Here is a 21,602-nt window from a genome sequence, read left to right on the forward strand (position 1 = left end):
TGAGCATCAGCGTGGACGCCACGCTGACAACCCCCGGCACCACGCGAGCCGGGGTCAGCCCCGGGGCACCAGGCCCTTCAGGCGGAGACCAGGTGCGGTCGGGATCATGTCGGCATGCGGGGGACGACTGGATGACGGCCACGGTCGCCGAGGGCCTGACCGAGGCGCAGGCCCAGCAGGAGGCGCGCGCGGGCCGGGCCAACACGCCGGTGTCGGGCTCCGGCCGGACCACCGCACGCATCCTGCGGACGACGGTCTTCTCCTTCTACAACAACACGCTGTTCGTCATCGGCATCGCGCTGCTGGTGCTCGGCCGCTACAGCGACGCCCTCGTCAGCGTCGGGCTGGGCATCATCAACGCGGCACTCGCCGCGGTCCAGGAGCTGCGGGCCAAGCGCCAGCTCGACCGCCTGCAGCTGCTCGCCCGCGAGCCCGTCACGGTGGTGCGCGACGGCGGGGACCGCACGGTGGCGCCGGCCGAGGTCGTCGCCGGCGACCTGGTCCGGGTGCGCACCGGCGACCAGATCGTCGTGGACGGACCGGTCGTGCTGGGGCGGGTCGAGGCCGACGAGTCGCTGCTGACCGGCGAGTCCGACCCGATCGCCAAGGACGTCGGCGACGCGCTGCTGTCGGGCTCGTCGTGCTCGGGCGGGGAGGCGCTGATGCGTGCCGAGGCCGTCGGCGCGGACAGTCACGCCGGCCGGCTGACGCTCGCGGCACGCGCCGACACGACCGCGCTGACCCCGCTGCAGTGGCGCATCGACCTGGTGGTGCGCCTGCTGATCGTGCTGGTGCTGCTGATGAGCGGCGCGATCCTGGCCCAGGCCGCCCTCGACGGTTCCACGGTGCTGCGCTTCGTGCAGACCTCCGCGGTCCTGTCCGGGCTCGTGCCCTACGGGCTGTTCTTCCTCATCGCGGTGGCCTACACCGTCGGCGCCGCCCGCATCGCCGGGCGCGGCGCGCTGGTCCAGCAGACCAACGCCGTCGAGGCCATCAGCCGCGTCGACGTCGTGTGCACCGACAAGACCGGCACCCTGACCACCGGCCGGCTGGCCCTCGCCGAGGTCGTCGCCGAGGACGAGGCCGGAGCGCGAGCCCTGCTGGGCACCTTCGCCCGCTCGGTGAGCAGCACCAACGCCACCACCACGGCGCTGGCCGCGGACACCTCGCTGCCCGGCGAGCGCGCCGGGACCGTCGACGAGGTCGAGTTCCGCTCCGCGCTGCGCTGGTCGGGGATCACCCTCGCCGACGGCACCTCGCTGGTCCTCGGCGCCCCCGGCACGCTGCGGGCCGCGCTCGCCGACCCGGGCGTCGTCAGCGAGGACGCCGTCCGGGCCCGCACCGACCAGGGACTGCGCGTCCTGGTCCTGGCCCGGGCGCGGAGCCCGCTGCGTGACGGCGGCGGCGACCACGGCGACCACGGCGACCACGGCGACCACGGCGACCACGGGGACCGACCCCGCCTGCCCCGCCCCCTGCACGCGGTGGCCCTCGTCGCGCTGGCCGACGAGCTGCGCGAGGGCGTCACCGAGGTCCTGACCGGGCTGGCCGCCGAGGGCGTCGCCGTGAAGATCATCTCCGGGGACGACCCGGACACCGTCGCCGCCCTCGCGCGCCGCGCCGGGCTCGACGCCCCCGCCATCCCCGGCCCCCGCCTCGCCGCCCTCGACGGGGACGGTTTCGACGAGACCGTCGACACCCACGGCGTGTTCGGCCGGGTCGCCCCCGAGCAGAAGGAACAGATCGTCGCCTCGCTGCGCCGCCGCGGCCACCAGGTCGCGATGGTCGGCGACGGCGTCAACGACGCCCGCGCCCTCAAGCGGGCCCAGGTCGGGGTGGCGATGCGCTCGGGCAGCGCGGTCACCCGCGACGTCGCCGACATCGTGCTGCTCGACGACTCCTTCACCACCCTCCCCCCGGCCCGCACCGAGGGCCGCCGCATCATCGCCGGCGTCAGCTCGTCGATGTACCTGTTCCTGTCCCGGGTCGCGACGCAGATGCTGGTCATCCTGACCGTGACCCTGCTCGGGCTCGGCTTCCCCTACACCCCCACCCAGGTCGGGCTGACCCTGTTCACGGTCGGGCTGCCGACGTTCTTCCTGACGATGTGGGCACGCCCGGAGCCTCCCGCCGAGGACCTGCTCGTGTCGCTGGCCCGCTTCGTCATCCCGGTCGGTGTGATCACCGCGGGCTTCGCCACCGCGATCTACGCGTTCCTGTACACGCGGATCCTCTCCGGTTTCACGGAGACCCCGGAGCCCCGCGCGATCACCCTGTTCGAGCAGTACACCGGGCTGACGTACGGGGTGGACGCCGACTTCGCCGAGGCGTCGGCCACGCTCGGCGCCCAGTCGGCGATGTCGGTGTTCGTGTCCGTCACCGCGATGGTGCTCATCCTGCTCCTGGAGCCGCCGCACCGGATCTTCACCGCCTGGCGGCCTGTCAGCAGCGACCGGCGCCCGACCTGGCTGGCACTGGGCCTGTTCGTCGCGTTCGTGGTCGTCCTCGTCGTGCCGGCGACACGGGAGTACTTCGGGCTGACGGCGCCCGATCCGCCGGTGGTGGGGTTCCCGGCGATCGGCCTGGTCCTCTGGTTCGTGACGCTGAGCCTGGCGCTGCGGTACCGGGTGATGGAACGCGTCCTCGGCCTGCGCACCCGGCCTTCCGTCGAGCCATGACGACCGCGGCCGACGTCGACGACCGGTTCGGCGAGCACCTCGGCGGTCCAGACGGTGGGGCGGAAGGGGTGGGACGGTTCCTCGTGGCGGTCGTGGGGGTGACCGGCTGACCGGGTGATCCGACCTGCGCCGATCCGGTGCTGTTTCGGTCCAGACCGTCCTCGGATGGCGATGATCTCGTGATCTGGACCACCATCGCCGGTGCCGTGTTCAGTCCGCGAGGCACGGCCGACTCTCCGTGATCGCCGGCGTGGCTTCCCCGGCCCGCGAGCACGGCCCCGGTGGTGGACGAGGAGGTCCCCGCCCATGTGGCACCTGCACTGGCAGGCCGACGCCGCGCGTCGGCCACGCACCGTCGAGCCGCCGCGTCCCCGCGCGGCCGGCGACTTGAGGTCCGGACGGGCCTCCTTCCCGCTCGTCTGGCGCGACACCCCGGCCGGCACGCTCGCCGGCGACGTCCCGGAGTCGGTCCGTGTCCGCGGGCGCTGAGGGCACCCGGGCCGACATCTGCCGGGCGGTCTCGCACGCGCTGGCCCCGTGCTCGCGGTGCGACGGCGGGGTGACGCTCTCGGGCTCGGCGGCGGCCGCGCTCGCCGAGCTCTTCCGGTCGCTGGCCCGCGAGGGGGACCACGGGAGCGAGGTGCCCGACGCCGCCGTCCGGGCCGCCCGGCGCCTGCTCGCGGACATCGAGCGCCCGGGCGACGCGGGAGCTCCCGAGCCCCGGGCACCCGCCGACCGGACCGGGCCGGTGCTCGCGTCCCGCTGAGCGTCACGGAGTGCGATCGGGGCCTCGCGGAGAGAAGTTGTCCGCCGGGCGGGAACATCCCCGGCTCACCGGGCCGTCAGAGGGCCGAACGCCCACCGCACCGGGCACCGAGCCATCCCTGGCACTCACCGAGAGCGAGCACCGACCATGAGCAACACCGCCGGCGAGAACTACTCCTTCGCCAACGGGTCCGTCTACGACGCCTCCGGTCAGGTGGTCGGCACGTACCACACCGACGCGTCCGGGAACATCGACTCGGTGTCGACCGACGAGGACCACAACGGCTACGTGGACACGGTCATCGCCGACACCGACCACAACGGCTCCTTCGAGTCCGCGGTGGTCGACACGAACGCCGACGGCTACGGGGAGACCGTGCTGGTCGACACCGACAACGACGGTGACTTCGACACCGCGGCCGTCGACACCAACGCCGACGGCACCTTCGAGACGACCTCCTACGACCCCGCCGGCTTCTGACCGACGCCATGTGAGCGGTTTCCCGCCCCATGACGCAGGAGACCGCTCACGGACGGCCCGGACCCGCACCCCCCGCGGGTCCGGGCCGTCGTCGTGCACGGGGTCGGGTCGAGGTCAGGTCGAGGAGAACGCGAACCCCGGGTAGCCGTCGGCGGCCAGCTGGTCGCAGTGCGCCCGGTAGTTCCCGACGCCGCCGATGTAGGCCATGAACACCCGCGGCTTGCCGGGCACGTTCGCGCCCATGTACCAGGAGTTCGCGCGCGGGTAGAGCGTGTACTCGCCGACCTCGCGGACGTGGTCGGTCCAGCCGCGTTCGGCGTCCTCGGTGGACTCGACGACGGTGTCGCCCCGCGCGTGCGCGTACGCCACGGCGTCGGCGACGAAGTCCACGTGCTGCTCGATCGACACCATCATGTTCGACAGCACCGAGGGGCTGCCCGGGCCGGTGATCATGTAGAGGTTCGGGAACCCGGCGACCTGGAGGCCGAGGTGCGACACGGGCCCGTCGGCCCACTTGTCGGCGAGCGGCCGGCCGCCGCGGCCTCGGACGTCGACGGCCAGCAGGGTGCCCGTCATGGCGTCGAACCCGGTCGCGAACACGATGTCGTCGACCTCGTACTCCCGCTCGCTCGTGCGCACGCCGTGCTCGGTGATCTCCGTCAGCGGGGTCTTCTTGAGGTCGACCAGGTGGACGGTCTCGCGGTTGAACGTCGCGTAGTACCCGCTGTCGAGGCAGGGGCGCTTGGTGCCGAACGGGTGGTCGCGCGGCGAGAGCGTCTCGGCGGTCTCCGGGTCGTGCACGACCTCGCGGATCTTCTCCCGGACGAACTCGGCCGCGGTCTCGTTCGCGTCGGCGTCGATGATGCTGTCGGTGTAGGAGGCCAGCAGCCCCACCAGGTTGCGGCCCCACACCGACTCGTACTTTGCGTGCCGCTCGTCCGGGTCGACCTCGAGGGCCGACTGCGTCGCCTCCGGCACGGGGACGCCGAAGCCCGACGTGCGGGCGGCCTCCCGGTGCTCGCGATAGGTCTTCTTGCGGTCGGCCTGCGCCTCGTCGGAGAGCGGCGCGTTGTTGGCCGGCATGCTGAAGTTCGCGGTGCGCTGGAACACGGTCAGGTCGCCGGCCTGCTCGGCGATGAGCGGGATCGCCTGGATGCCCGACGACCCGGTGCCGATCACGGCGACCCGCCGGCCGGTGAAGTCGACGGGGTCGTGCGGCCAGTGCGCGGTGTGGAAGGTCCGCCCGGCGAACGTCCCGACGCCGGGGATCTCGGGCAGCTTCGACGTCGACAGGCAGCCCGTGGCCATCACGAGCTGCTCGGCGTCCCAGCGCTCGCCCGCCTCCGTCGTCACCGTCCAGCGGCCGTCGTCGTCGCGGAAGTGCGCGGAGGCCACGCGGGTGTCGAGGCGGACGCCGTCGTGCAGGCCGAACCGGTCGGCGACGTGGTGGACGTAGCGCAGGATCTCCGGCTGCGTCGGGTACTTCTCGGTCCAGTCCCACTCCTGCTCGAGCTCCGGGGAGAACGAGTACGAGTACTCCATGCTCTCGACGTCGCACCGGGCGCCGGGGTAGCGGTTCCAGTACCACGTGCCGCCGATGTCGCCGCCGGCCTCGAGCACGACCGTCGTCAGGCCGAGCTCGCGGAACCGGTGGAGCATGTAGAGCCCGGCCAGGCCGGCGCCGACGACGAGGGCGTCGACGCGGCGGGTGCCGGACGCGGTGCCGGACGCGGTGCCGGCGGGCGCTCCGAGGGTGTCGGTCATCGTGGTCACCTCCGGGGTGATCGGGGCCGGGTCAGCGCGACGCGAGTGCCTTCGCGATCTCGTCGACGACGAAGTCCATCCCCACGGCGGCGCCGGGCAGCATGAGGAGCGTGAAGAAGCCGTGCATCTGCCCGGGCACGAGCAGCGTCGAGACGCCGGTGCCCGCCTCGGCGAGGCGGTCGGCGTAGGCCTGGCCCTCGTCGCGCAGCGGGTCGTGCTCGGCGAGCAGCACCGCCGCGGGCGGCAGGCCGCCGAGGTCGTCGGCGCGCAGGGGTGACGCGTCGGGCTCCCCCCGCAAGGACGGGTCCGGGGCGTAGTGGCCCCAGAACCAGATCATGGCGGCGCGGCTGACGATCAGCTGGTTGTCGGGGTCGACGTAGGACGGGCGGTCGACGTTCGCGTCGGTGACGGGATAGACGAGCACCTGGGCGGCGAGCGCCGGACCACCCGCGTCCCGCGCGCGGCGGGCCACGATCGCGGTGAGGTTGCCGCCCGCCGAGTCCCCCGCGACGACGATCGGGACGCGGGCGCCGGCGAGCGTCTCGACCTGCTCGTCCGCCCAGCGCAGCGCCGTCCACGCGTCCTCGACGGCCGTCGGGTAGCGGTGCTCGGGGGCGAGCCGGTAGTCGACCAGCACCACGACGCACCCGGTGCGCACGGCGAGCGTCCGGCCGAGGTGCTCGAACTCGTCGAGCGCCCCGATCACCCACCCGCCGCCGTGGTAGTAGACGACGACGCCGCGCGGGGTGCCCGCGGGCACGATCACCCGCACCGGCACCGGGGCGTCCGGGGGCTCCACGACCAGCTCGACGTCGGGCCCGGGCCCGTACATCTCGGCCAGCGCCGGACCGAGGCCGCGGGCCTGCTCCGGGGTCATGTCGCTGATCGGCGGCAGCCCGCTCTCCCCGAGCTGGGTCAGCAGCGCCGTGCTCGCCTCGTCGAGAGCCATGGACCCGCCTCGTCGCGTCGGCTACCAAACGACCGGTAGTTTAACGGCGCCGTGGTCGTGATCACAATGATCTCCGGGGACCGGACGGGCCCCACTCGGCCCGACCGGTGACCGCGTCCCGCCCGTCGGCGTGCCGCAGCGCGAAGGTCCCGTCGTCGGCGGCCGCGGGCGTGACGACGTCGCCGGCCACGACGGTGGCCCGGAACCGCGCCTCGAACGCCGTGAGCGTCGCGTCCGGGTGCCGTGCGGTGAGGAAGGTCAGCGCGTACGCGAGGTTGGCGGGGCCCTGGTTGACGCACGCGCGGCCGTACCCGACCGCGGCGGCGGCGTCGGGGTCGAGGTGGATCGGGTTCGGGTCGCGCAGCAGCAGCGCCATCAGCTTCATCTCGTCGGCGCGGACGGTGAGCGACGGGCCCTGGTGCGGGAGGTGCGGGAGGTGCTCCGGGGGCGTGCCCACGGACGGGGCCGGCGGCTCCGGCGACTCCGGCGGCGCCTCGACCCCCCGCCGGGGCAGGAGGAAGCCGTAGGTGGCCGTGAGCACCGGGACGCCGTCGCGCTGCACGTCGAGCACCATCTCGACCTCGTCGAACGTCCCCAGCACGCGGCCGTGGCGGCGCCGGACCGTCGTGATCCCGCCGTGCACCTCGTGCTCGGCGTCGAGCACCAGGGGACCCGCGAACCGCGCCCCGAACCGCCCCAGCAGCGGCCCGGCGTCGAGCGGGCAGCCGAAGCTCGCGAAGAGCTCCCCCAGCGTCGGGCCCATCCCCCGCTGCGGCGCCAGGAACGCCCAGATCGGGTGCGGTCCCGGCGCCCGGGGGGCGCGCACCGCGTCGTGCATCAGCAGGCTCTCGTAGCCCTCGACACGGCACGTGCCGCCGGGCAGGCGCCGACCCGCGAGCTCCTCCGGGGCGGGCGCCGTCACGCGCCGACCCGGGGCGCCTCGGTGACGCCGGCCGCCGCGAGCTCCTCGGCGATCCGCGCCCGCAGCTCCACCTTGCGGATCTTCGTCCCGGACATGGGCCATTGCTCGACGAACCGCACGTAGCGCGGCACGCGGAAGCTCGCGATCCGCCCGACGCAGTGCGCGATCAGCTCCTCGGCGGTCGCGCTCGCCCCCGGCGCGAGCTGCACGAACGCCGCCGGCACCTCGACGTAGCGCGCGTCGGGCGCGGCGACCACGGCGACCACGCCGACCGCGGGGTGCGTCAGCAGGTGGTTCTCGATCTCGGCGGCGGAGACGTTCTCCCCGCCGACCTTGAGCATGTCCTTGAGCCGCGTGCGGAACGTGACCCGCCGGTCGGCGTCGACGGTGACGACGTCGCCGGTGTGCACCCAGCCGTGCGCGTCGATCGTCGCCGCCGTGGCCTCCGGGTCGCGGAAGTAGCCGTCGAACGCCGTGGGGCCGCGGAAGAGGAGCTCGCCGGGCACGTCGGGCGGGAGGTCGGCGCCGGTCTCCGGGTCGACCACCCGCACGCTCATCCCCGGCATCGGGTGCCCGCCGGTGGTCAGCCGGGCCTCGAGCGGGTCGTCGAGACGGCCGAGCGCGAGGAACGCCGACGACTCCGTCATCGCGACGCACGACACGTGCACGGCCTGCGGCACCCGGTCGGCCATGGCGCGCAGCCGCTCGGGGACGCCGACCGCCATGACGAGCCGGATCGCCGACCAGTCCCGATGGGGCCGGTCGGGGCGGTCGAGCACCGGCATCCAGATCGTCTCGAACGCCGCGAGCGCCACCGTGACCCGCTCGGACTCGAGCAGCGCCGGCGTCGTCGCGGGGTCGAAGAAGCCGGGGTGGACGAACGTGGCGCGCGCGGTCAGGGCGCTCAGCGCGAACGTGATGCCGCCGCCGTGGAACAGCGGGATGGCGGTCCAGATGCGGTCGGCGGACGTCAGCGCCATCCGGTCCGCGATCCCGGCCGCGAGCCGCACGAGCGCCTCGTGCGAGAGCAGCGCGCCCTTCGGCGCGGCGGTGGTGCCGGAGGTGTAGACGAGCACGGCGGCGTCGCGGACGCGGGTGCCGGCCTGGGCGTCCGCAACCGGCGCGCGATCGTGGTCGCCACGGAGCTCCTCCAGCGTGACCACGGCCCGCAGCTCCGGCGCGGGACCGGCGTCCACGGCGCGCCGGGCGAGGTCGGCCAGGTCGGGGGCGCCCGGCGTGCTCGGCGGCGCCGTGACCACGACCGCGGCCCCGGAGTGCACGACGACGTGGCGCACCTCGCCGGGCCGGTAGCGGGCGTTGACGGGCACCGCGACCGCCCCCACCCGCGTCACGGCGAGCAGCAGCGCGACGAGGTCGGCCGAGGCCGGCAGGAGCAGCGCCACCCGGTCGCCCGGCGCGACGCCGAGCGCGAGCAGGGCGGCGGCGTGGCGCACGGAGCGGTCGGCCAGCCCGCCGACCGTGAGCCGCTCGCCGTCGGCGAAGACCAGCGCCTCCGCGTCGGGATCGGCGGCCGCGGACTCGTCGACGAGCTCGAACAGGGTGGTGACCCGGGGCCTCACGACCGGCTCCCCACCGCGTGCCCGTCGTGCACCACCGGCAGCGACGCCTGGGCCCGCGAGGCGATCGTCGACAGGTACTCCGGGTCACCCGCCACGCGCAGCCCCGGCAGCCGCCGCAGCAGCGTCCCGACGGCGATGCGGGTCTCGATCCGCGCGAGCTGCGCCCCGATGCAGGCGTGGATCCCCCGCCCGAACGCGACGTGCGTGGCCCGTTCGCGGGCGAGATCGACGGTGTCGGGGTGCGGGAAGCGCTCCGGGTCCCGGTTGGCGCCGGGGAGCAGCAGGTAGACGCGCTCGCCCGCGCGGATCGTGCGTCCGCGCAGCTCGTGGTCGGCGACGACCCAGCGCACCAGGACCTTGATCGGCCCCACCAGCCGCAGGGACTCCTCGACGGCGGGGTTGACCAGCGCCGGGTCGCCGCGGACGCGGTCGCGCAGCCCGGGGTCGGCGGTGAGCAGGCGGATCGCGTTGGCGATCGCGTTCGTCGTGGTCTCGTGCCCGGCGAACAGCAGCAGCGCGCACATGCCGACGAGCTCGTCGTCGGAGAGCCCGTCCTGGTCGGTGCCACCGGAGGGCGTGTCCCCCGCGATCATCGCCGAGAGCATGTCGCCCCCGGGCTCGCGGCGGCGGAGGGCGACCAGCTCGCGGAAGTAGGCCGCCATCTCCTCGAGCCCGCGCAGCGCCCGGGCGTGGCGGTCGGGGCGGGCGTCGCCGCCGGCGCCGAAGGCCACGAGCGCGAGCTCGTCGGACCACTCCCGGAACCGGTCGCGATCGGCGGGCGGGGCGCCCAGCATCTCGGCGATGACGATCGCGGGCAGCGGGTAGGCGACGCCGGCCACCAGATCGGTGCCCTGCTCGGCGAGGAACCTGTCGACGAGCTCGTCGACCAGCGCCTGGATGCGCTCCTCCATCGCCGCGATCTGCTGCTGCTTGAAGGCCGCCCCGGCCAGGCGCCGCAGCCGGGTGTGCGCGGGCGGGTCGGTGACGACCATCCACTCGCTGATCAGCCCGAGGACGCGCTGGGACGGGTCGTCGGAGGGTGTCGCCGTGCGGCCCGAGATCAGCGGTCGCACCCGGTCCGACGAGAGCGCCGGGTTGCGGAAGGCGGCGACGACGTCGTCGTAGCGCGTCACGAGCCAGGCGCGGTGGGCCGGGCTCCAGTGCACGGGGTCGTGGGTGCGCAGCACCGCCGCCGCCGCGTCCGGGTCCGCGATCGCCGCCGGGGCCAGCAGGTCGTCGGGGAGATCGGTCACGGGTCACCTCCGACGGTGAGGGGCGCGAGTCCGGGCCGCAGGACGCCGGTGACGAGCTCGAGGTGGCGGTCGACGACGTCGTCGGGCAGCCCACCGAGGTCGGCGAAGCAGAAGACGTCGGTGACGGGGACGCCGCTCAGCTCGTCCAGCTGGGCCCGGACCGCGGCCACCGCGTCCTCACCGGTGAGGACGCGCAGCCGCGGGAACGTGGTGTCGCCCTTGCTGGCTGCCTCGTCGTCGTTGCCCCGGTAGGACTCCCGGTTGCGGCGGGCCGCGGTGCGCACCTCGGCCTTCGCCGCGTCCGGGTCGTCGGCGAGCAGCAGGTTGACGAGCCCGCCGAGGCGACCCCGCGCGGCCGGCCACCCGCCGGCGGCGAGGCCCTCGGCGTACGGGGCGAGCAGCGCGGGGTCGAGCCAGAGCAGCCCGGCCCCGACGCGTCCGGCGAGCCGCGCCCCGCGGGGTCCGCGGGCACCGACCCACGTCGGCAGCGGGTCCTGCACGGGCGCCGGGGTGACGGTGCCGTCGGCCCACAGCGCGGGCAGGCGGCGCAGCTGGTCCTCCAGGATCGCGTAGCGCTCCCGGTGCTCGACGCCGGCCCGGGCGAGCTCCTCGGCCCGCCAGCCCGCGCCGACCCCGAGCTCGAGGCGCCCGCCGGAGACCAGGTCGACCACCGCGGCCTGCTCCGCGAGCGTCTCGGCGGGCAGCATCGGCCCGATCACGACCGCCGTGCCGACGCGCAGCGTGCGGGTGCGGGCGGCGATCGCGGCGGCGGCCGTCAGCGGGGCGGGCAGGTAGCCGTCGGCGAACCCGTGGTGCTCGGTGACCCACGCGGCCTCGAGCCCGCGCGCCTCCGCGGCGGCGACGCGGTCGAGGGTGCGCGCGTAGACGTCGGCGCCGCGGGAGCCCGGCGGGAGGCGCAGGTCGAGGTAGAGCCCGACCCTCGGGTGCCGGCTGCTGCTCATGCCCGGGCCCCGGCCGACGTCAGCGCCCTCGCGAGGCCGAGGCGGTCGCGGACGACCTGCCCCGTCACGACGCGGCCGCCGGTGACGGTGACCAGCGCGACGGCGTGCAGCGTCGCGGGCGCGCCGACGTGCTCGTCGCACCCGTCCAGCCCGCCGCGGAACCGGCCGCGCACGGTCACGTGGAGCGCCGCCCGGTCGCCCGCGGTGAACAGGTCGTCGACCACGACCTCGTCGGCGTCGACGAGGTCGCCGGGTGCACGCCCGTCGTCCATGACGACGTCGTTCACGGCGGGGGCGCCCTGGGCGGCCCAGGCGGCCGCGACCGCCTCGACACCGCCGTCGGGCTCCCGCGCCTCGGTGTCCCACGGCGCGAGCGCGGGCGGCGGCACCGCGTCGGGGACGCCGTCGGCGAGCTGGCGGCGGCGGGCGAGGTAGTCCTGCTCGACGCGGTTGGCGGTGAGGCGGGTGCCGTTCCAGACGTAGAGGCCGATGCCGCGCCAGGCGGCCAGGGCACCGTCGTGTCGCACCGAGGCGCCGTGCTCGGAGAAGAGGAGGGCGAGGCGCTCGCCGTTGGTGACGACGTCGTGGACGGTGAGCCCGAGGCCCGGGAACTGGTCGAGCTGGCGCCGCGTCGCGGGCTTGTAGGCCTCGTCGCGGCCGGCGACCTCGTGCGGTCCCATGACCAGGACGTAGTCGGGTTCCATGATCTCGTCGCAGACGGCGAGGTCGTGGGAGTTCGTGTAGTCGACGACGTAGCGGCGCATGAGCGCGACGAAGGGCTCCACTAGCGCCCCTCGAACCGGGGCGGGCGCTTCTCGGCGAACGCCGCGATCCCCTCGGCGGTGTCAGCGGTGTCCTGCAGCATCGTCACCGCCTCGAGCGAGTAGCCCGTCTCGCCGCGGTCGACGCCGCGGTTGATCATCTGCTTGCCGACCCGGACGGCCAGGGGCGCCGCGCGGGCGATGCGCTCGCCCAGCGCCATGGCCTCGTCGAGCAGGGCGTCGTGCGCCACCACCTTCTGCACGAGCCCGACGCGCTCGGCCGTCGCGGCGTCGAGGCGCTCGCCGGCGAGCACCATCCACTTCGTCCAGTGCCGGCCCATGACGGCCGGGCCGCGCAGCACCCCGAACCCGGGGACCAGGCCGATCGCGCTCTCGGGCATCGCGAAGGCCGCCCGTTCCGAGGCGATCACGAGGTCGCACGCGAGCGCCAGCTCGCAGCCGCCGCCGAAGGCGTAGCCGTTGACCGCGGCGATCACCGGCAGCGGGGACTCCTCGAGCGCGGCGAACGTGCGCAGGCACTCGGCCTGGAACGCGCGCTTCGCCGCGGTGCCGTCGAGCTCGCCGAAGCCGGCGATGTCGCCGCCCGCCGAGAACGCCTTCTCCCCCGCGCCGGTCAGCACCACCGCGCGGACCGTCCCGCCGGCCTCGAGCCGGGCGAGCGCGTCGCGCATCTGGGGCCAGAACGCCGCGGTGAGCGCGTTGAGCTTCTCCGGCCGGTCGAGGTGGATCACGGCGACCGGGCCGTCGTCCTTGACGGTGATCTCGGTGTACTCGCTCACCCCTGCGCCCCCGTCCGGTGCGGCCGCTCGCCCCAGGCGATCTCGATGCTGGTGGCGATCACGTGGCGGGTCGCCGCGGGGGCGATGACGTCGTCGAGCGAGAGGTGCGCCGCCGCCTCCCACGGCTCGGACTCGGCGACCCACTCGGCGGTGAGCTCGGCGGAGCGCGCGTCGCGGGCCTCCGGGCCGTCCTCCTCGAGCAGCCGGTCCAGGGCCCGGCGGTGCACCGTGCGGATGCCGGTCTCCGGGGCCATGAACCCCATCTCGGCGGTCGGCCAGGCGTAGAGGAAGTCGGGCCGGGTCGGGCGCCCGCCCATCGCGAAGTGCCCGCCGCCGTAGGCCTTGCGCAGCACCACGCCGACCCGGGGCACCGCGGCGCGGGCGATGCGCGCGACCGTGCGCTCGTAGGCGTGCAGGATGCCGGCGCGCTCCGCCTGGCTGCCGATCATCAGGCCGGGCACGTCGTGGAGGAACACCAGGGGCAGGCCGAAGGTGTCGCAGAGGTCGACGAAGTCGTGCTCCTTGGCCAGCGACTCCGGGTCGAGCGCGCCGGCGCGGACCAGGGGCTGGTTGGCGACGATCCCGACCGGCGCGCCCTCGAGGCGGGCGAGCGCGCAGAGCAGGCTCGGGCCCCACCCGTCCGCCCACGGCAGCACCGAGTCCGCGTCGGCGACGGCCGCGAGCACGTCGCGCATGTCGTAGCCCGCGCGGGCGCCGGTGGGGACGATGTCGGTGGGATCGGTGCGGGCGGGGGCGACGGGTGCGCTCACCGGCGCCGGGAGCGCCGCGTTCGAGGGCAGGTAGGACAGGAACGCGCCGAGCGCGTCGAGGGCGTCGGACTCGGTGTCGACGACGAGGTGCGCGTTGCCGGCGGCCGTCGCGGCCTCCGGACCGCCCAGCTCCTCGTCGGTGAGCCGCTCGCCGATCGCGGGCTCGACGACCGACGGCCCGGACAGCGCGACCGAGGATCCGCGTGTCATCACGACGTAGTGGGCGGTCGCGGCGTGCAGGGCGGAGTCGCCGTAGCTCGGGCCGAGCACGGCCGCCGCGCGAGGCACGGCCGGGCTGCCGTCGGTGGCGCCGAGGAAGCTCGTGAAGTCCAGCGGCAGGCCCGAGAAGCGCCAGCCCATGACGTCGGGCATCCGCCCGCCGTCGGCGTCGCAGAGCAGCACGAGCGGGAAGCCGCCGCGCTGGGCGTGCTCGATCAGCCGGCCCTGCTTGCGCATGCTGATCGGCGCGGTCGTGCCGGCAACCGCGGTCGCGTCGATGCCGATGACCCCGACGCGCCGCCCGTCGAGCGTCCCGAACCCCGTCACGACCGCGTCGCCGGGCACCGGCTTCTCGCGCCGGATCTCCGGCTCGGCCAGCGCGCCGATCTCGAACCAGGTGCCGGGGTCGACGAGCGCCGCGACCCGCTCGCGCACCGGCATCCGCCCGGACGCGCGGTGCTTCGCGATCGCCGCCTCGCCGCCCATCGCCTCGGCGGCGGCGCGGCGGCGGTCGAGCTCGGTGAGGGCCTCGTCCCTGCCCGCGCGGGGGGCATCGTCGGTCCAGGGGGCATCGTCGGTCGCGGGCGGCTCATGGCCTCCTGCGTGCTCGACCGGCACGGTGCCTCCCGCATGACGTGACGTGGCTCTCGCGGCGACGGTAATCTACCATCCGGCCGTTTGGTAGATGAGCTCTGCAGGGAGGTCGCGATGGAGGGACCCGTGCTCGTCGCCAACCGGGGCGAGATCGCCGTCCGCATCGTGCGGGCCTGCCGCGAGCGGGGTCTGCGCGCGGTCGCGATCTACACCGACGCCGACGCCGGGTCGCTCGTCACACGGCGCGCCGACGAGACCGTCCGGGTCGGTTCCTACCTCGACGTCGACGCGGTCGTCGGGGCGGCGACGGCGTGCGGGGCGGCGGCCGTGCACCCGGGGTACGGCCTGCTCGCGGAGGACGCCGGCTTCGCGCGGGCGGTCGTCGACGCGGGCCTCGTGTTCGTCGGTCCGCCCGCCGACGTCGTGGCCGCGATGGGCGACAAGATGCGGGCGCGGGCGCTCGCCCGGGAGAGCGGCGTGCCGGTGCTGGACGGCACCGACGGCCCGGTGGACCTGGACGCCGCCCGCGTCGCGGCCGAGCGGATCGGGTTCCCGCTGCTGGTCAAGGCCGCGCACGGCGGGGGCGGGCGGGGCATGCGGGTCGTCACGGGCGCCGCCGGGCTCGCCGACGCGCTGGCCGCCGCCGGGCGGGAGGCCGCCGCCGCGTTCGGCCGGGGCGAGGTGTTCCTCGAACGCCACGTGGCCCGGGCGCGCCACGTCGAGGTGCAGGTGCTGGCCGACCACCACGGCGCGGTGGCCGTGCTCGGCGACCGCGACTGCACCGTGCAGCGGCGCCACCAGAAGCTGCTCGAGGAGGCGCCGGCGCCCGACCTGCCCTCCGCCGTCCGGTCGGAGCTGCACGAGGCGTCCCGGCGGCTCGCCGCGGCCGTCGGCTACCGCGGTGCGGGCACCGTCGAGTTCCTGCTCGACCGGGACACCGGCGCCGTGTCGTTCCTCGAGATGAACACGCGCCTGCAGGTCGAGCACGGCGTGACCGAGATGGTCACGGGCGTCGACCTCGTCGTCGCGCAGCTGCGCCTCGCGGCCGGGGAGGCGCTGTCCTCCGTCGTCGACGGCGTCGAGGTCCGGGGCCACGCCGTCCAGGCCCGGATCGCGGCCGAGGACCCGGGGCAGGGCTTCCGGCCCGCGCCCGGGCACGTCACGGCGCTCACGGTGCCGAGCGGCCCCTGGGTGCGCGCCGACCTCGGTGTGGAGGCCGGCGACACCGTGCCCGGCGCCTACGACTCCCTGCTCGGCAAGGTCCTCGCCTGGGGCCCCGACCGCGCGACGGCCACGGCGCGCCTCGCCGCGGCGCTCGACGAGCTCGCCGTCGACGGCGTGCCGACGACGGCGTCCTACCTGCGCACGGTCCTCGACCGTCCCGCGTACCGCGCGATGGCCCACGACACCGGCAGCGTCGAGCGCGACTGGCCGCCGACCCCGACGGTGGCCCCCACCGCAGCGCCGGCGGCGGCCGCGGCCGAGCGCGCCGTCCGGCTGACCACCGACCGCGGCCCCCTCACGCTGCGGGTCCCGCGGCACCGGGCGGACGGTGCGCGCCGGACCGAGGCGGCCGGGGAGGCGCCGGACGAGAGGACGGCGACCCCCGGCTCCCCGGGCACCGGCGACCCGGTCGCCCCGATGGACGCGACGGTGGTGGACGTCCCGGTGCACGCGGGCGAGGACGTCGCCGCCGGGGCGGTGCTCGTCGTGCTCGAGGCGATGAAGATGGAGCTCCCGGTGCGGGCGGCGCAGGCGGGACGCGTCGACGCCGTCCACGTCGGCCCGGGCGACCGTGTCACGGCCGGGAGCGCGCTGGTCGTCCTGGCGTGACCGGGATGATCAACGGGGACTTCGTGCGCCTAGAAGCAGCGAACGCCACGTTCGCTGCATTCCGGCAGGCGCGCCCCGCTACGCGCTGACGGTCGCGCCGCGGGCGGCGAGGGCGTCGGCGGTCGCGACGCCGTGCACGGCCATCGCGGCGAGCTGGGCCCCGATCTCCTCGGGGGTCGAGGGGCCGTCGGCGCGGAACCAGCGATAGACCCAGTTCGTCGAGCCGAGGATCGACAGGCCCGCGACGCGCGGGTCGACGTCGGCGCGCGTGAGGCCCGCGCGCTGGGCCTCGGCGACGAGGTCCCGGAAGACGCCCTGGTAGGCGTGACCCGAGCCGAGGATCTCCTCGCGCCGGGCAGTGGGCAGGGACTCGAGCTCGTGGAGGAACACCGCGGTGGGCACGAGGTTGCGGCAGGCGTGCTCCACGTGGGCGCGGATGGTGCGCTCGAGGCGGTCCAAGGGATCGCCGGGGCTCTGGGAGGCCGACGACACCACGGCGAAGCCCTCGCGGTGGACCTCGCTGATCACCTCGAAGAGCAGGTCCTCCTTGGACTGGATGTAGTAGTACAGGCTGCCCTTGAGCATGCCGAGGCGGTCGGCGATGTCCTGGAGGGAGGCACCGTCGTAGCCCTTCTCGTAGAACATCTGGGTGGCGACCTCGAGCAGCTGCGCCCAGCGTTCCTCGCGGGGTTTGCGCTCCCCGGCGGCCCGGCGCTCGCTGCGCCCCGCAGGCCGGCGGTCCTGTGCCATGTGCTCTGCTCCTGTGGTCGAGGCGCTCGTGACGGCGCCCCGGTGCGCCCCGACCACCATACGGTCGGTAGGTGTCGGCCGCGCGGGTCACCCCGCCGTCAGGTGACGGCGCGAGACGCGCGGGGCCTCGGTGATCCCCCGCGCGGCGAGGTCGGCGGCGATCCGCTCGCGCAGCACCCCCTTCTGGACCTTCGTGCCGGACATCGGCCACGCGTCGACGAACTCCACCCAGCGCGGGGCCTTGAACGTGGCGAGCGCCGCCAGGCAGTGGTCGACGAGCTCGCGTCCGAGGGCCTCGCGGTCGGCGTCCCGGAAGGCCGGCGTCAGCTCCACGAACGCCGCGGCCACCTCGCCGAGCCGGGCGTCCGGCGCGGCGACCACCGCCACGACGCCCACCGCCGGGTGCTCCGCCAGCCGGCCCTCGACCTCGGCGGCCGCGACGTTCTCCCCGCCGACCTTGAGCATGTCCTTGAGCCTGCTCACGAACGTGAACCGGCCCGCGGCGTCGCGGCGCACCAGGTCGCCGGTGTGGAACCAGCCCTCGGCGTCGATCCGCTCCGCCGTGGTCTCCGGGTCACCGTGGTAGTACGCCATGCGCGACACCCCGCGGTGCAGGAACTCCCCGATCTCGCCGGGCCCGCACTCCCGCCCGGTCTCCGGGTCGCGGACGGTCGCCTCCATGTCCCGCAGCGGCACCCCGCTCGTGCCGGCGCGGGCCTCCGGCGGGTCGTCGACCGACCCGACGCAGCAGAAGCCCGCCGCCTCGGTGCCGCCCAGGCAGGAGATCTGCGTCGACCCGGGCATCCGCGCCTGCATCGCCGCCATCCGCTCGGCGGGCCCGACGTTGATGACCGTGCGGAGGTCGGGGACGAGCGCCGGGTCGTAGGCGGGATGGTCCAGGACGGGCAGCCAGATCGTGTCGAACGCGGGGAACGCCACGCTCGCGCGCTCCTCGACCAGCTGGCGCCACGCGACGTCGGGGGTGAACGCCCCGACGTGCACGAGCGTGCAGCACGCGGCGAGCGAGCCCGTGAGCAGGTCGATCCCGCCGCAGTGGTGCAGGGGCAGCGGGGTCCAGAACCGGTCGTCGGGCGTGAGCCGCAGCCGCTCGACGAGGTTCTCGCCCAGCGCGGCGTAGGCCCCGTGGGTGTGCACGCAGCCGCGCGGGCGCGACGTCGTGCCCGAGGTGTAGAGCAGGATCATCGGGTCGTCGGGCGCCACCGCGACGGCCGGCGCGTCTCCCGGGTCGCCCGCCACCTCCTCCGGTGTCACCGCCCCCGGCCCCGCGAGGGAGAGCAGCTCCGGCGACGCCACGACCGCCGCGGGGTCGGCGTCGCCGCGCAGCCAGGCGGTCTCGTCCGGGGTGCCGCGGGGGTTCAGCGGCGTCGGGATCGCCCCGAGCATCGACGCGCCCACGATGCCGGCGACGGCGTCGAGCCCGCTCGGGAGGACGAGCAGGACCCGGTCGCCCGGGCGCACCCCGCGCGCGTGCAGCCCGGCCGCCCACGACCGCGCGGCGGCCCGCACCGCGGGCCAGCTCGCCCGCTCGCCGGGGAACGCGACCTCGCGCGACGGCGACCGGGCCACCGCGTCGTCGAGCAGTCCGGGCAGGGTGCGGAGCACCCTCACGCCGACACCTCCTGCCCCGGCATCGTCACCGTGCCGCCGAGGGCCTCGACCAGCGTGATCGGGTCGAAGTACTCGGCGAACCACGTGATCGCGCCGCCGCGCACCTGGAAGCGCGAGATGTAGGTGTTCCGGTACGGGCGGTCGGTGGCGAGGATGCGGGCGTCGCTCGCGTACTGCGCCACGATCGATCCCGGGTCGTCGGCGACGGCGTCGATCCGGTACTCGTGGAAGCGCAGCGGAGTGATCATCTCCGGCATCGCGGCGAAGAACCCCGTCACACCCTCCTTGCCCTCCACCCGCCGGGGGAACCCGGGCGGGGCGTAGGGCAGGTCCATGACGACCTCGGGGGCGAACGTGTCCGCGAGCGCGTCGAGGTCGAGGGCGCCCACAGCGTCGAGGTACGCGCGCACGACCTCCTCGGCGTCGGTGGAGCTCATGCCTCGAACCCCTCCATCTCCGGAGCGGTCAGGGGCGAGATCACGCGGCTGGCGATCTTCCAGCCGTCCGCCGTGCGCCGGTAGGTGTCGACGTTGAGCGCGGCCGCCTTGATCGACGCGCCGGTCGTGGTCTTCCCCTCGGCCAGGACGTAGTTCGTGCCGTGCGCGTGGTCGTCGTCGTCGAACTCGACGACGTGGTTGGTCATGATGTGGAACTGCTCGGACATCGAGCCGGCGTCGCGCTCGAAGAACGCCAGCACCTGCTCGCGGCCCTCGTAGCGGTCGAGCCCGACGCCCGTCGCGTCCCAGACGGCGTCGTCGGCGTAGGCGGAGAGGGCTTCCTTCGGGTCGAAGCGGTCGAGGCCCCGGGCGTAGAGGTACGTGGCCTGGATGATCTCGGCGCGGTCGTTCGCATCAGGCATGTCAGGTCCGTCCCTCAGTCGTAGATGATCACGCCGCGCACGTTCTTGCCGTCGTGCATGTCGCGGAACGCCTGGTTGATGTCGTCGAGCGAGTACGTGCGGGTGATCAGCTCGTCGAGCTTCAGCTCGCCGCGCAGGTAGAGGTCGGCGAGCAGCGGCACGTCGGTGCGGCTGGTCGTCGTGCCGTAGAGCGAGCCCTGCAGCCGCTTGCCGGACATGGCGAACGTGAACAGGTCGAACGGCACGTCGCGCTGCAGCACGGGGGCGGCGCCGGTGAGCACCATCGTGCCGCCGCGGCGGGTCATCTCCTGGGCCGGGTTCATGAGGTCGCCGGTCACGACGCCGACCGTGATGATCACGCGGTCGGCGCCCTGGCCGTTGGTCAGGCCCTCGACGATCTGGCCGGCCTCCTCGTAGTCCTTGGCGACGTGCGTCGCGCCGAACTCGACGGCCTTCTCGCGCTTGAACGGCGCCGGGTCGACGGCGACGACGTTGCGCGCGCCCTTGTGCCGCGCGCCCTGCAGCGCGTTCATCCCGACCCCGCCGGTGCCGACCACCACGACGGTGTCGCCGAGCTGGATCTCCGCGGCGTACACCGACGAGCCCCAGCCGGTCGGCACCCCGCAGCCGATGAGGGCGGCCTTGTCCAGCGGCATGTCCTCGGAGATTCCGATCACCGCGTCCAGTGGCGCGACGACGTAGGGCGCGAACGTCCCGAGGTAGGACATGCACCCGACGCCGTGGCCCTGCGCGTGCACGCGGTGCGTGCCGTCGGGAGCGACGCCGGCGAGCACGCCCGCGCCCAGCTCGCACATGTTCGACTTGCCCTGCACGCACATCCGGCAGCGCCCGCACGACGGCAGGAACGACAGGACGACGTGGTCGCCGGGCTTGACCGCCGTGACGCCGGGACCGATCTCCTCGACCACGCCGGCGCCCTCGTGGCCGCCGAGCACCGGCGACCAGGGCAGCGGGATGTCGCCGGTGTCCAGGTGGTCGTCGGAGTGGCACACGCCCGACGCGGCGAGCTTGATCAGCGCCTCGTTCGCCTTCGGCGGGTCGAGCTCGATCTCCTCGACGCTCCACCCCGATCGCGTGCCGGGCTCCCAGAGCAGGGCTCCTCGTGTCTTCACGTGCTCTCCACCAATCGTTCGTCAGGTACGCGGGCGTGTCGGGCCGGTCGGTGTCGGGCGTGGTTACTTGACGGCGGCTCCGGCGTCGACGGGCAGCGTCGCGCCGGTGATGTAGCGGGCCTCGTCGGAGAGCAGGAAGAGCACCGCGTTCGAGACGTCGACCGACTCGATCCACGGGATCTCGAGCGCGTTGAGCGAGGTGAAGCCCGGGATCGCCTTCTCCTGCGTGGGCTCCGGGTCGCCCGGGGCGAACATGCCCCAGGTACCCGGGTTCTGGATCATGTGCGTGTCGACGTTCGTCGGGTGCACCGTGTTGACGCGGATCCGGTACGGCGCCAGCTCGTTGGCGAGGTTGCGCATCAGCCCGACCACGCCGTGCTTGGCCGAGACGTAGTGGCCGACCTGCTGGATGCCCTTGAACCCGCCGATGGAGCTGGTGAAGACCATCGCGCCGCCGTCGTCCATCATCCGGGGGATGGCCGCCTTCGCGGTGCGCCAGACGCCGGTGAGGTTGACGTCGAGCATGTCCTGCCACGTCGCGTCGTCGAGCTCCCAGGCGCGCCCGTAGCTCGCGATCCCGGCGTTGGCGACGACGCCGTCGAGCCGACCGAGCTCGGCGATCCCGTCGGCCACGGCGTCGTCGAGCGCGGCCTGGTCGCGGACGTCGGCGACGCGCGCGACCACCCGCCGGTCGAGCTTCTCGACCTCGACCACGGTCTGGTCGAGGTCCTCGCGGGTGGCGGGCGGGTACTTGCCGACGACGGTGTCGATTCCCGCGCAGAGGTCGACCGCGATGACGTCGGCCCCCTCCCGCGCGAGGCGCACCGCGTGGCTGCGGCCCTGCCCACGAGCGGCCCCGGTGACGAGGACGACCTTGCCCTCCATGCGTCCGGCCACGGT

Annotated in this window: 20 protein-coding genes; 5 read left to right on the forward strand and 15 right to left on the reverse strand. The window is 74.8% G+C overall.

Features of this window, described 5'->3' with window-relative positions; all coding sequences use genetic code 11:
• Positions 1-131: 131 nt before the first annotated feature.
• The 4 genes from ACR9E3_RS18535 to ACR9E3_RS18550 all read left to right on the forward strand — a co-directional run bounded on the left by ACR9E3_RS18535 (position 132) and on the right by ACR9E3_RS18550 (position 3,924).
• Positions 132-2,678, forward strand: a complete 2,547-nt coding sequence (locus ACR9E3_RS18535) for an HAD-IC family P-type ATPase (RefSeq protein WP_460381984.1) — start codon at positions 132-134, stop codon at positions 2,676-2,678.
• A 306-nt stretch (positions 2,679-2,984) separates the two neighbouring features.
• Positions 2,985-3,167, forward strand: a complete 183-nt coding sequence (locus tag ACR9E3_RS18540; protein WP_460381985.1) for a hypothetical protein — start codon at positions 2,985-2,987, stop codon at positions 3,165-3,167.
• On the forward strand, positions 3,151-3,444 hold the full coding sequence (locus ACR9E3_RS18545) for a hypothetical protein (protein ID WP_460381986.1): 294 nt from the start codon (positions 3,151-3,153) through the stop codon (positions 3,442-3,444). The genes ACR9E3_RS18540 and ACR9E3_RS18545 overlap by 17 nt, the downstream gene beginning before the upstream one ends.
• Before the next feature lie 147 nt (positions 3,445-3,591).
• Positions 3,592-3,924, forward strand: coding sequence for a hypothetical protein (locus ACR9E3_RS18550; RefSeq protein ID WP_460381987.1), 333 nt, complete (start codon positions 3,592-3,594; stop codon positions 3,922-3,924).
• A gap of 114 nt (positions 3,925-4,038) precedes the next feature.
• On the opposite strand, the gene ACR9E3_RS18555 is transcribed toward ACR9E3_RS18550, so the two are convergent.
• The 9 genes from ACR9E3_RS18555 to ACR9E3_RS18595 all read right to left on the reverse strand — a co-directional run bounded on the left by ACR9E3_RS18555 (position 4,039) and on the right by ACR9E3_RS18595 (position 14,522).
• Positions 4,039-5,688: a flavin-containing monooxygenase gene (locus ACR9E3_RS18555; RefSeq protein WP_460381988.1), complete on the reverse strand. Its 1,650-nt coding sequence runs from the start codon at positions 5,686-5,688 to the stop codon at positions 4,039-4,041.
• Between the two features lie 31 nt (positions 5,689-5,719).
• Positions 5,720-6,637 carry an alpha/beta hydrolase gene (locus ACR9E3_RS18560; protein WP_460381989.1) on the reverse strand — a complete coding sequence of 306 codons (918 nt, stop codon included), beginning with the start codon at positions 6,635-6,637 and terminating at the stop codon, positions 5,720-5,722.
• 61 nt (positions 6,638-6,698) lie between these two features.
• On the reverse strand, positions 6,699-7,559 hold the full coding sequence (locus ACR9E3_RS18565; protein ID WP_460381990.1) for a MaoC family dehydratase: 861 nt from the start codon (positions 7,557-7,559) through the stop codon (positions 6,699-6,701).
• Complete coding sequence (locus ACR9E3_RS18570) at positions 7,556-9,139, reverse strand: class I adenylate-forming enzyme family protein (RefSeq protein ID WP_460381991.1); 1,584 nt, start codon at positions 9,137-9,139, stop codon at positions 7,556-7,558. The genes ACR9E3_RS18565 and ACR9E3_RS18570 overlap by 4 nt, the downstream gene beginning before the upstream one ends.
• Positions 9,136-10,392 carry a cytochrome P450 gene (locus tag ACR9E3_RS18575; RefSeq protein WP_460381992.1) on the reverse strand — a complete coding sequence of 419 codons (1,257 nt, stop codon included), beginning with the start codon at positions 10,390-10,392 and terminating at the stop codon, positions 9,136-9,138. Before ACR9E3_RS18575 ends, ACR9E3_RS18570 begins: the two co-directional genes overlap by 4 nt.
• A complete protein-coding gene (locus tag ACR9E3_RS18580) occupies positions 10,389-11,354 on the reverse strand; it encodes an LLM class flavin-dependent oxidoreductase (protein WP_460381993.1) in 966 nt (321 codons plus the stop codon). The genes ACR9E3_RS18575 and ACR9E3_RS18580 overlap by 4 nt, the downstream gene beginning before the upstream one ends.
• Positions 11,351-12,139: an ester cyclase gene (locus tag ACR9E3_RS18585; RefSeq protein WP_460381994.1), complete on the reverse strand. Its 789-nt coding sequence runs from the start codon at positions 12,137-12,139 to the stop codon at positions 11,351-11,353. The genes ACR9E3_RS18580 and ACR9E3_RS18585 overlap by 4 nt, the downstream gene beginning before the upstream one ends.
• Positions 12,139-12,915: an enoyl-CoA hydratase/isomerase family protein gene (locus ACR9E3_RS18590; protein WP_460381995.1), complete on the reverse strand. Its 777-nt coding sequence runs from the start codon at positions 12,913-12,915 to the stop codon at positions 12,139-12,141. The genes ACR9E3_RS18585 and ACR9E3_RS18590 overlap by 1 nt, the downstream gene beginning before the upstream one ends.
• Positions 12,912-14,522 (reverse strand): acyl-CoA carboxylase subunit beta, encoded by a 1,611-nt coding sequence (locus ACR9E3_RS18595; RefSeq protein ID WP_460381996.1) that lies wholly within the window; start codon positions 14,520-14,522, stop codon positions 12,912-12,914. The genes ACR9E3_RS18590 and ACR9E3_RS18595 overlap by 4 nt, the downstream gene beginning before the upstream one ends.
• 90 nt (positions 14,523-14,612) lie before the next feature.
• Between ACR9E3_RS18595 and ACR9E3_RS18600 the strand changes: the two genes are divergently transcribed.
• Complete coding sequence (locus tag ACR9E3_RS18600) at positions 14,613-16,331, forward strand: acetyl/propionyl/methylcrotonyl-CoA carboxylase subunit alpha (RefSeq protein WP_460381997.1); 1,719 nt, start codon at positions 14,613-14,615, stop codon at positions 16,329-16,331.
• A gap of 78 nt (positions 16,332-16,409) precedes the next feature.
• Here ACR9E3_RS18600 and ACR9E3_RS18605 read toward each other — a convergent pair whose 3' ends face one another.
• The 6 genes from ACR9E3_RS18605 to ACR9E3_RS18630 all read right to left on the reverse strand — a co-directional run bounded on the left by ACR9E3_RS18605 (position 16,410) and on the right by ACR9E3_RS18630 (position 21,599).
• On the reverse strand, positions 16,410-17,081 hold the full coding sequence (locus tag ACR9E3_RS18605; RefSeq protein WP_460381998.1) for a TetR/AcrR family transcriptional regulator: 672 nt from the start codon (positions 17,079-17,081) through the stop codon (positions 16,410-16,412).
• An 87-nt stretch (positions 17,082-17,168) separates the two neighbouring features.
• The gene (locus ACR9E3_RS18610; protein ID WP_460381999.1) at positions 17,169-18,710 is read right to left on the reverse strand and encodes a class I adenylate-forming enzyme family protein; all 1,542 of its coding nucleotides are present in this window, start codon (positions 18,708-18,710) and stop codon (positions 17,169-17,171) included.
• Positions 18,707-19,147 carry a nuclear transport factor 2 family protein gene (locus ACR9E3_RS18615; RefSeq protein ID WP_460382000.1) on the reverse strand — a complete coding sequence of 147 codons (441 nt, stop codon included), beginning with the start codon at positions 19,145-19,147 and terminating at the stop codon, positions 18,707-18,709. The genes ACR9E3_RS18610 and ACR9E3_RS18615 overlap by 4 nt, the downstream gene beginning before the upstream one ends.
• On the reverse strand, positions 19,144-19,569 hold the full coding sequence (locus tag ACR9E3_RS18620; protein ID WP_460382001.1) for a nuclear transport factor 2 family protein: 426 nt from the start codon (positions 19,567-19,569) through the stop codon (positions 19,144-19,146). The genes ACR9E3_RS18615 and ACR9E3_RS18620 overlap by 4 nt, the downstream gene beginning before the upstream one ends.
• A 14-nt stretch (positions 19,570-19,583) precedes the next feature.
• Complete coding sequence (locus ACR9E3_RS18625; RefSeq protein ID WP_460382002.1) at positions 19,584-20,702, reverse strand: NDMA-dependent alcohol dehydrogenase; 1,119 nt, start codon at positions 20,700-20,702, stop codon at positions 19,584-19,586.
• A 63-nt stretch (positions 20,703-20,765) separates the two neighbouring features.
• Complete coding sequence (locus tag ACR9E3_RS18630) at positions 20,766-21,599, reverse strand: mycofactocin-coupled SDR family oxidoreductase (RefSeq protein WP_460382003.1); 834 nt, start codon at positions 21,597-21,599, stop codon at positions 20,766-20,768.
• Between the last annotated feature and the right edge of the window lie 3 nt (positions 21,600-21,602).

The organism is Actinomycetospora sp. C-140 (assembly GCF_054796175.1).

Excerpts from the sequence above, each read along its gene's own strand:
- ACR9E3_RS18535 (WP_460381984.1), top strand. The coding sequence starts at position 132 with ATGACGGCCACGGTCGCCGAGGGCCTGACCGAGGCGCAGGCCCAGCAG.
- ACR9E3_RS18600 (WP_460381997.1), top strand. The coding sequence starts at position 14,613 with ATGGAGGGACCCGTGCTCGTCGCCAACCGGGGCGAGATCGCCGTCCGC.
- ACR9E3_RS18605 (WP_460381998.1), bottom strand. The coding sequence starts at position 17,081 with ATGGCACAGGACCGCCGGCCTGCGGGGCGCAGCGAGCGCCGGGCCGCC.
- ACR9E3_RS18560 (WP_460381989.1), bottom strand. The coding sequence starts at position 6,637 with ATGGCTCTCGACGAGGCGAGCACGGCGCTGCTGACCCAGCTCGGGGAG.
- ACR9E3_RS18620 (WP_460382001.1), bottom strand. The coding sequence starts at position 19,569 with ATGCCTGATGCGAACGACCGCGCCGAGATCATCCAGGCCACGTACCTC.
- ACR9E3_RS18550 (WP_460381987.1), top strand. The coding sequence starts at position 3,592 with ATGAGCAACACCGCCGGCGAGAACTACTCCTTCGCCAACGGGTCCGTC.
- ACR9E3_RS18555 (WP_460381988.1), bottom strand. The coding sequence starts at position 5,688 with ATGACCGACACCCTCGGAGCGCCCGCCGGCACCGCGTCCGGCACCGCG.
- ACR9E3_RS18615 (WP_460382000.1), bottom strand. The coding sequence starts at position 19,147 with ATGAGCTCCACCGACGCCGAGGAGGTCGTGCGCGCGTACCTCGACGCT.
- ACR9E3_RS18580 (WP_460381993.1), bottom strand. The coding sequence starts at position 11,354 with ATGAGCAGCAGCCGGCACCCGAGGGTCGGGCTCTACCTCGACCTGCGC.
- ACR9E3_RS18540 (WP_460381985.1), top strand. The coding sequence starts at position 2,985 with ATGTGGCACCTGCACTGGCAGGCCGACGCCGCGCGTCGGCCACGCACC.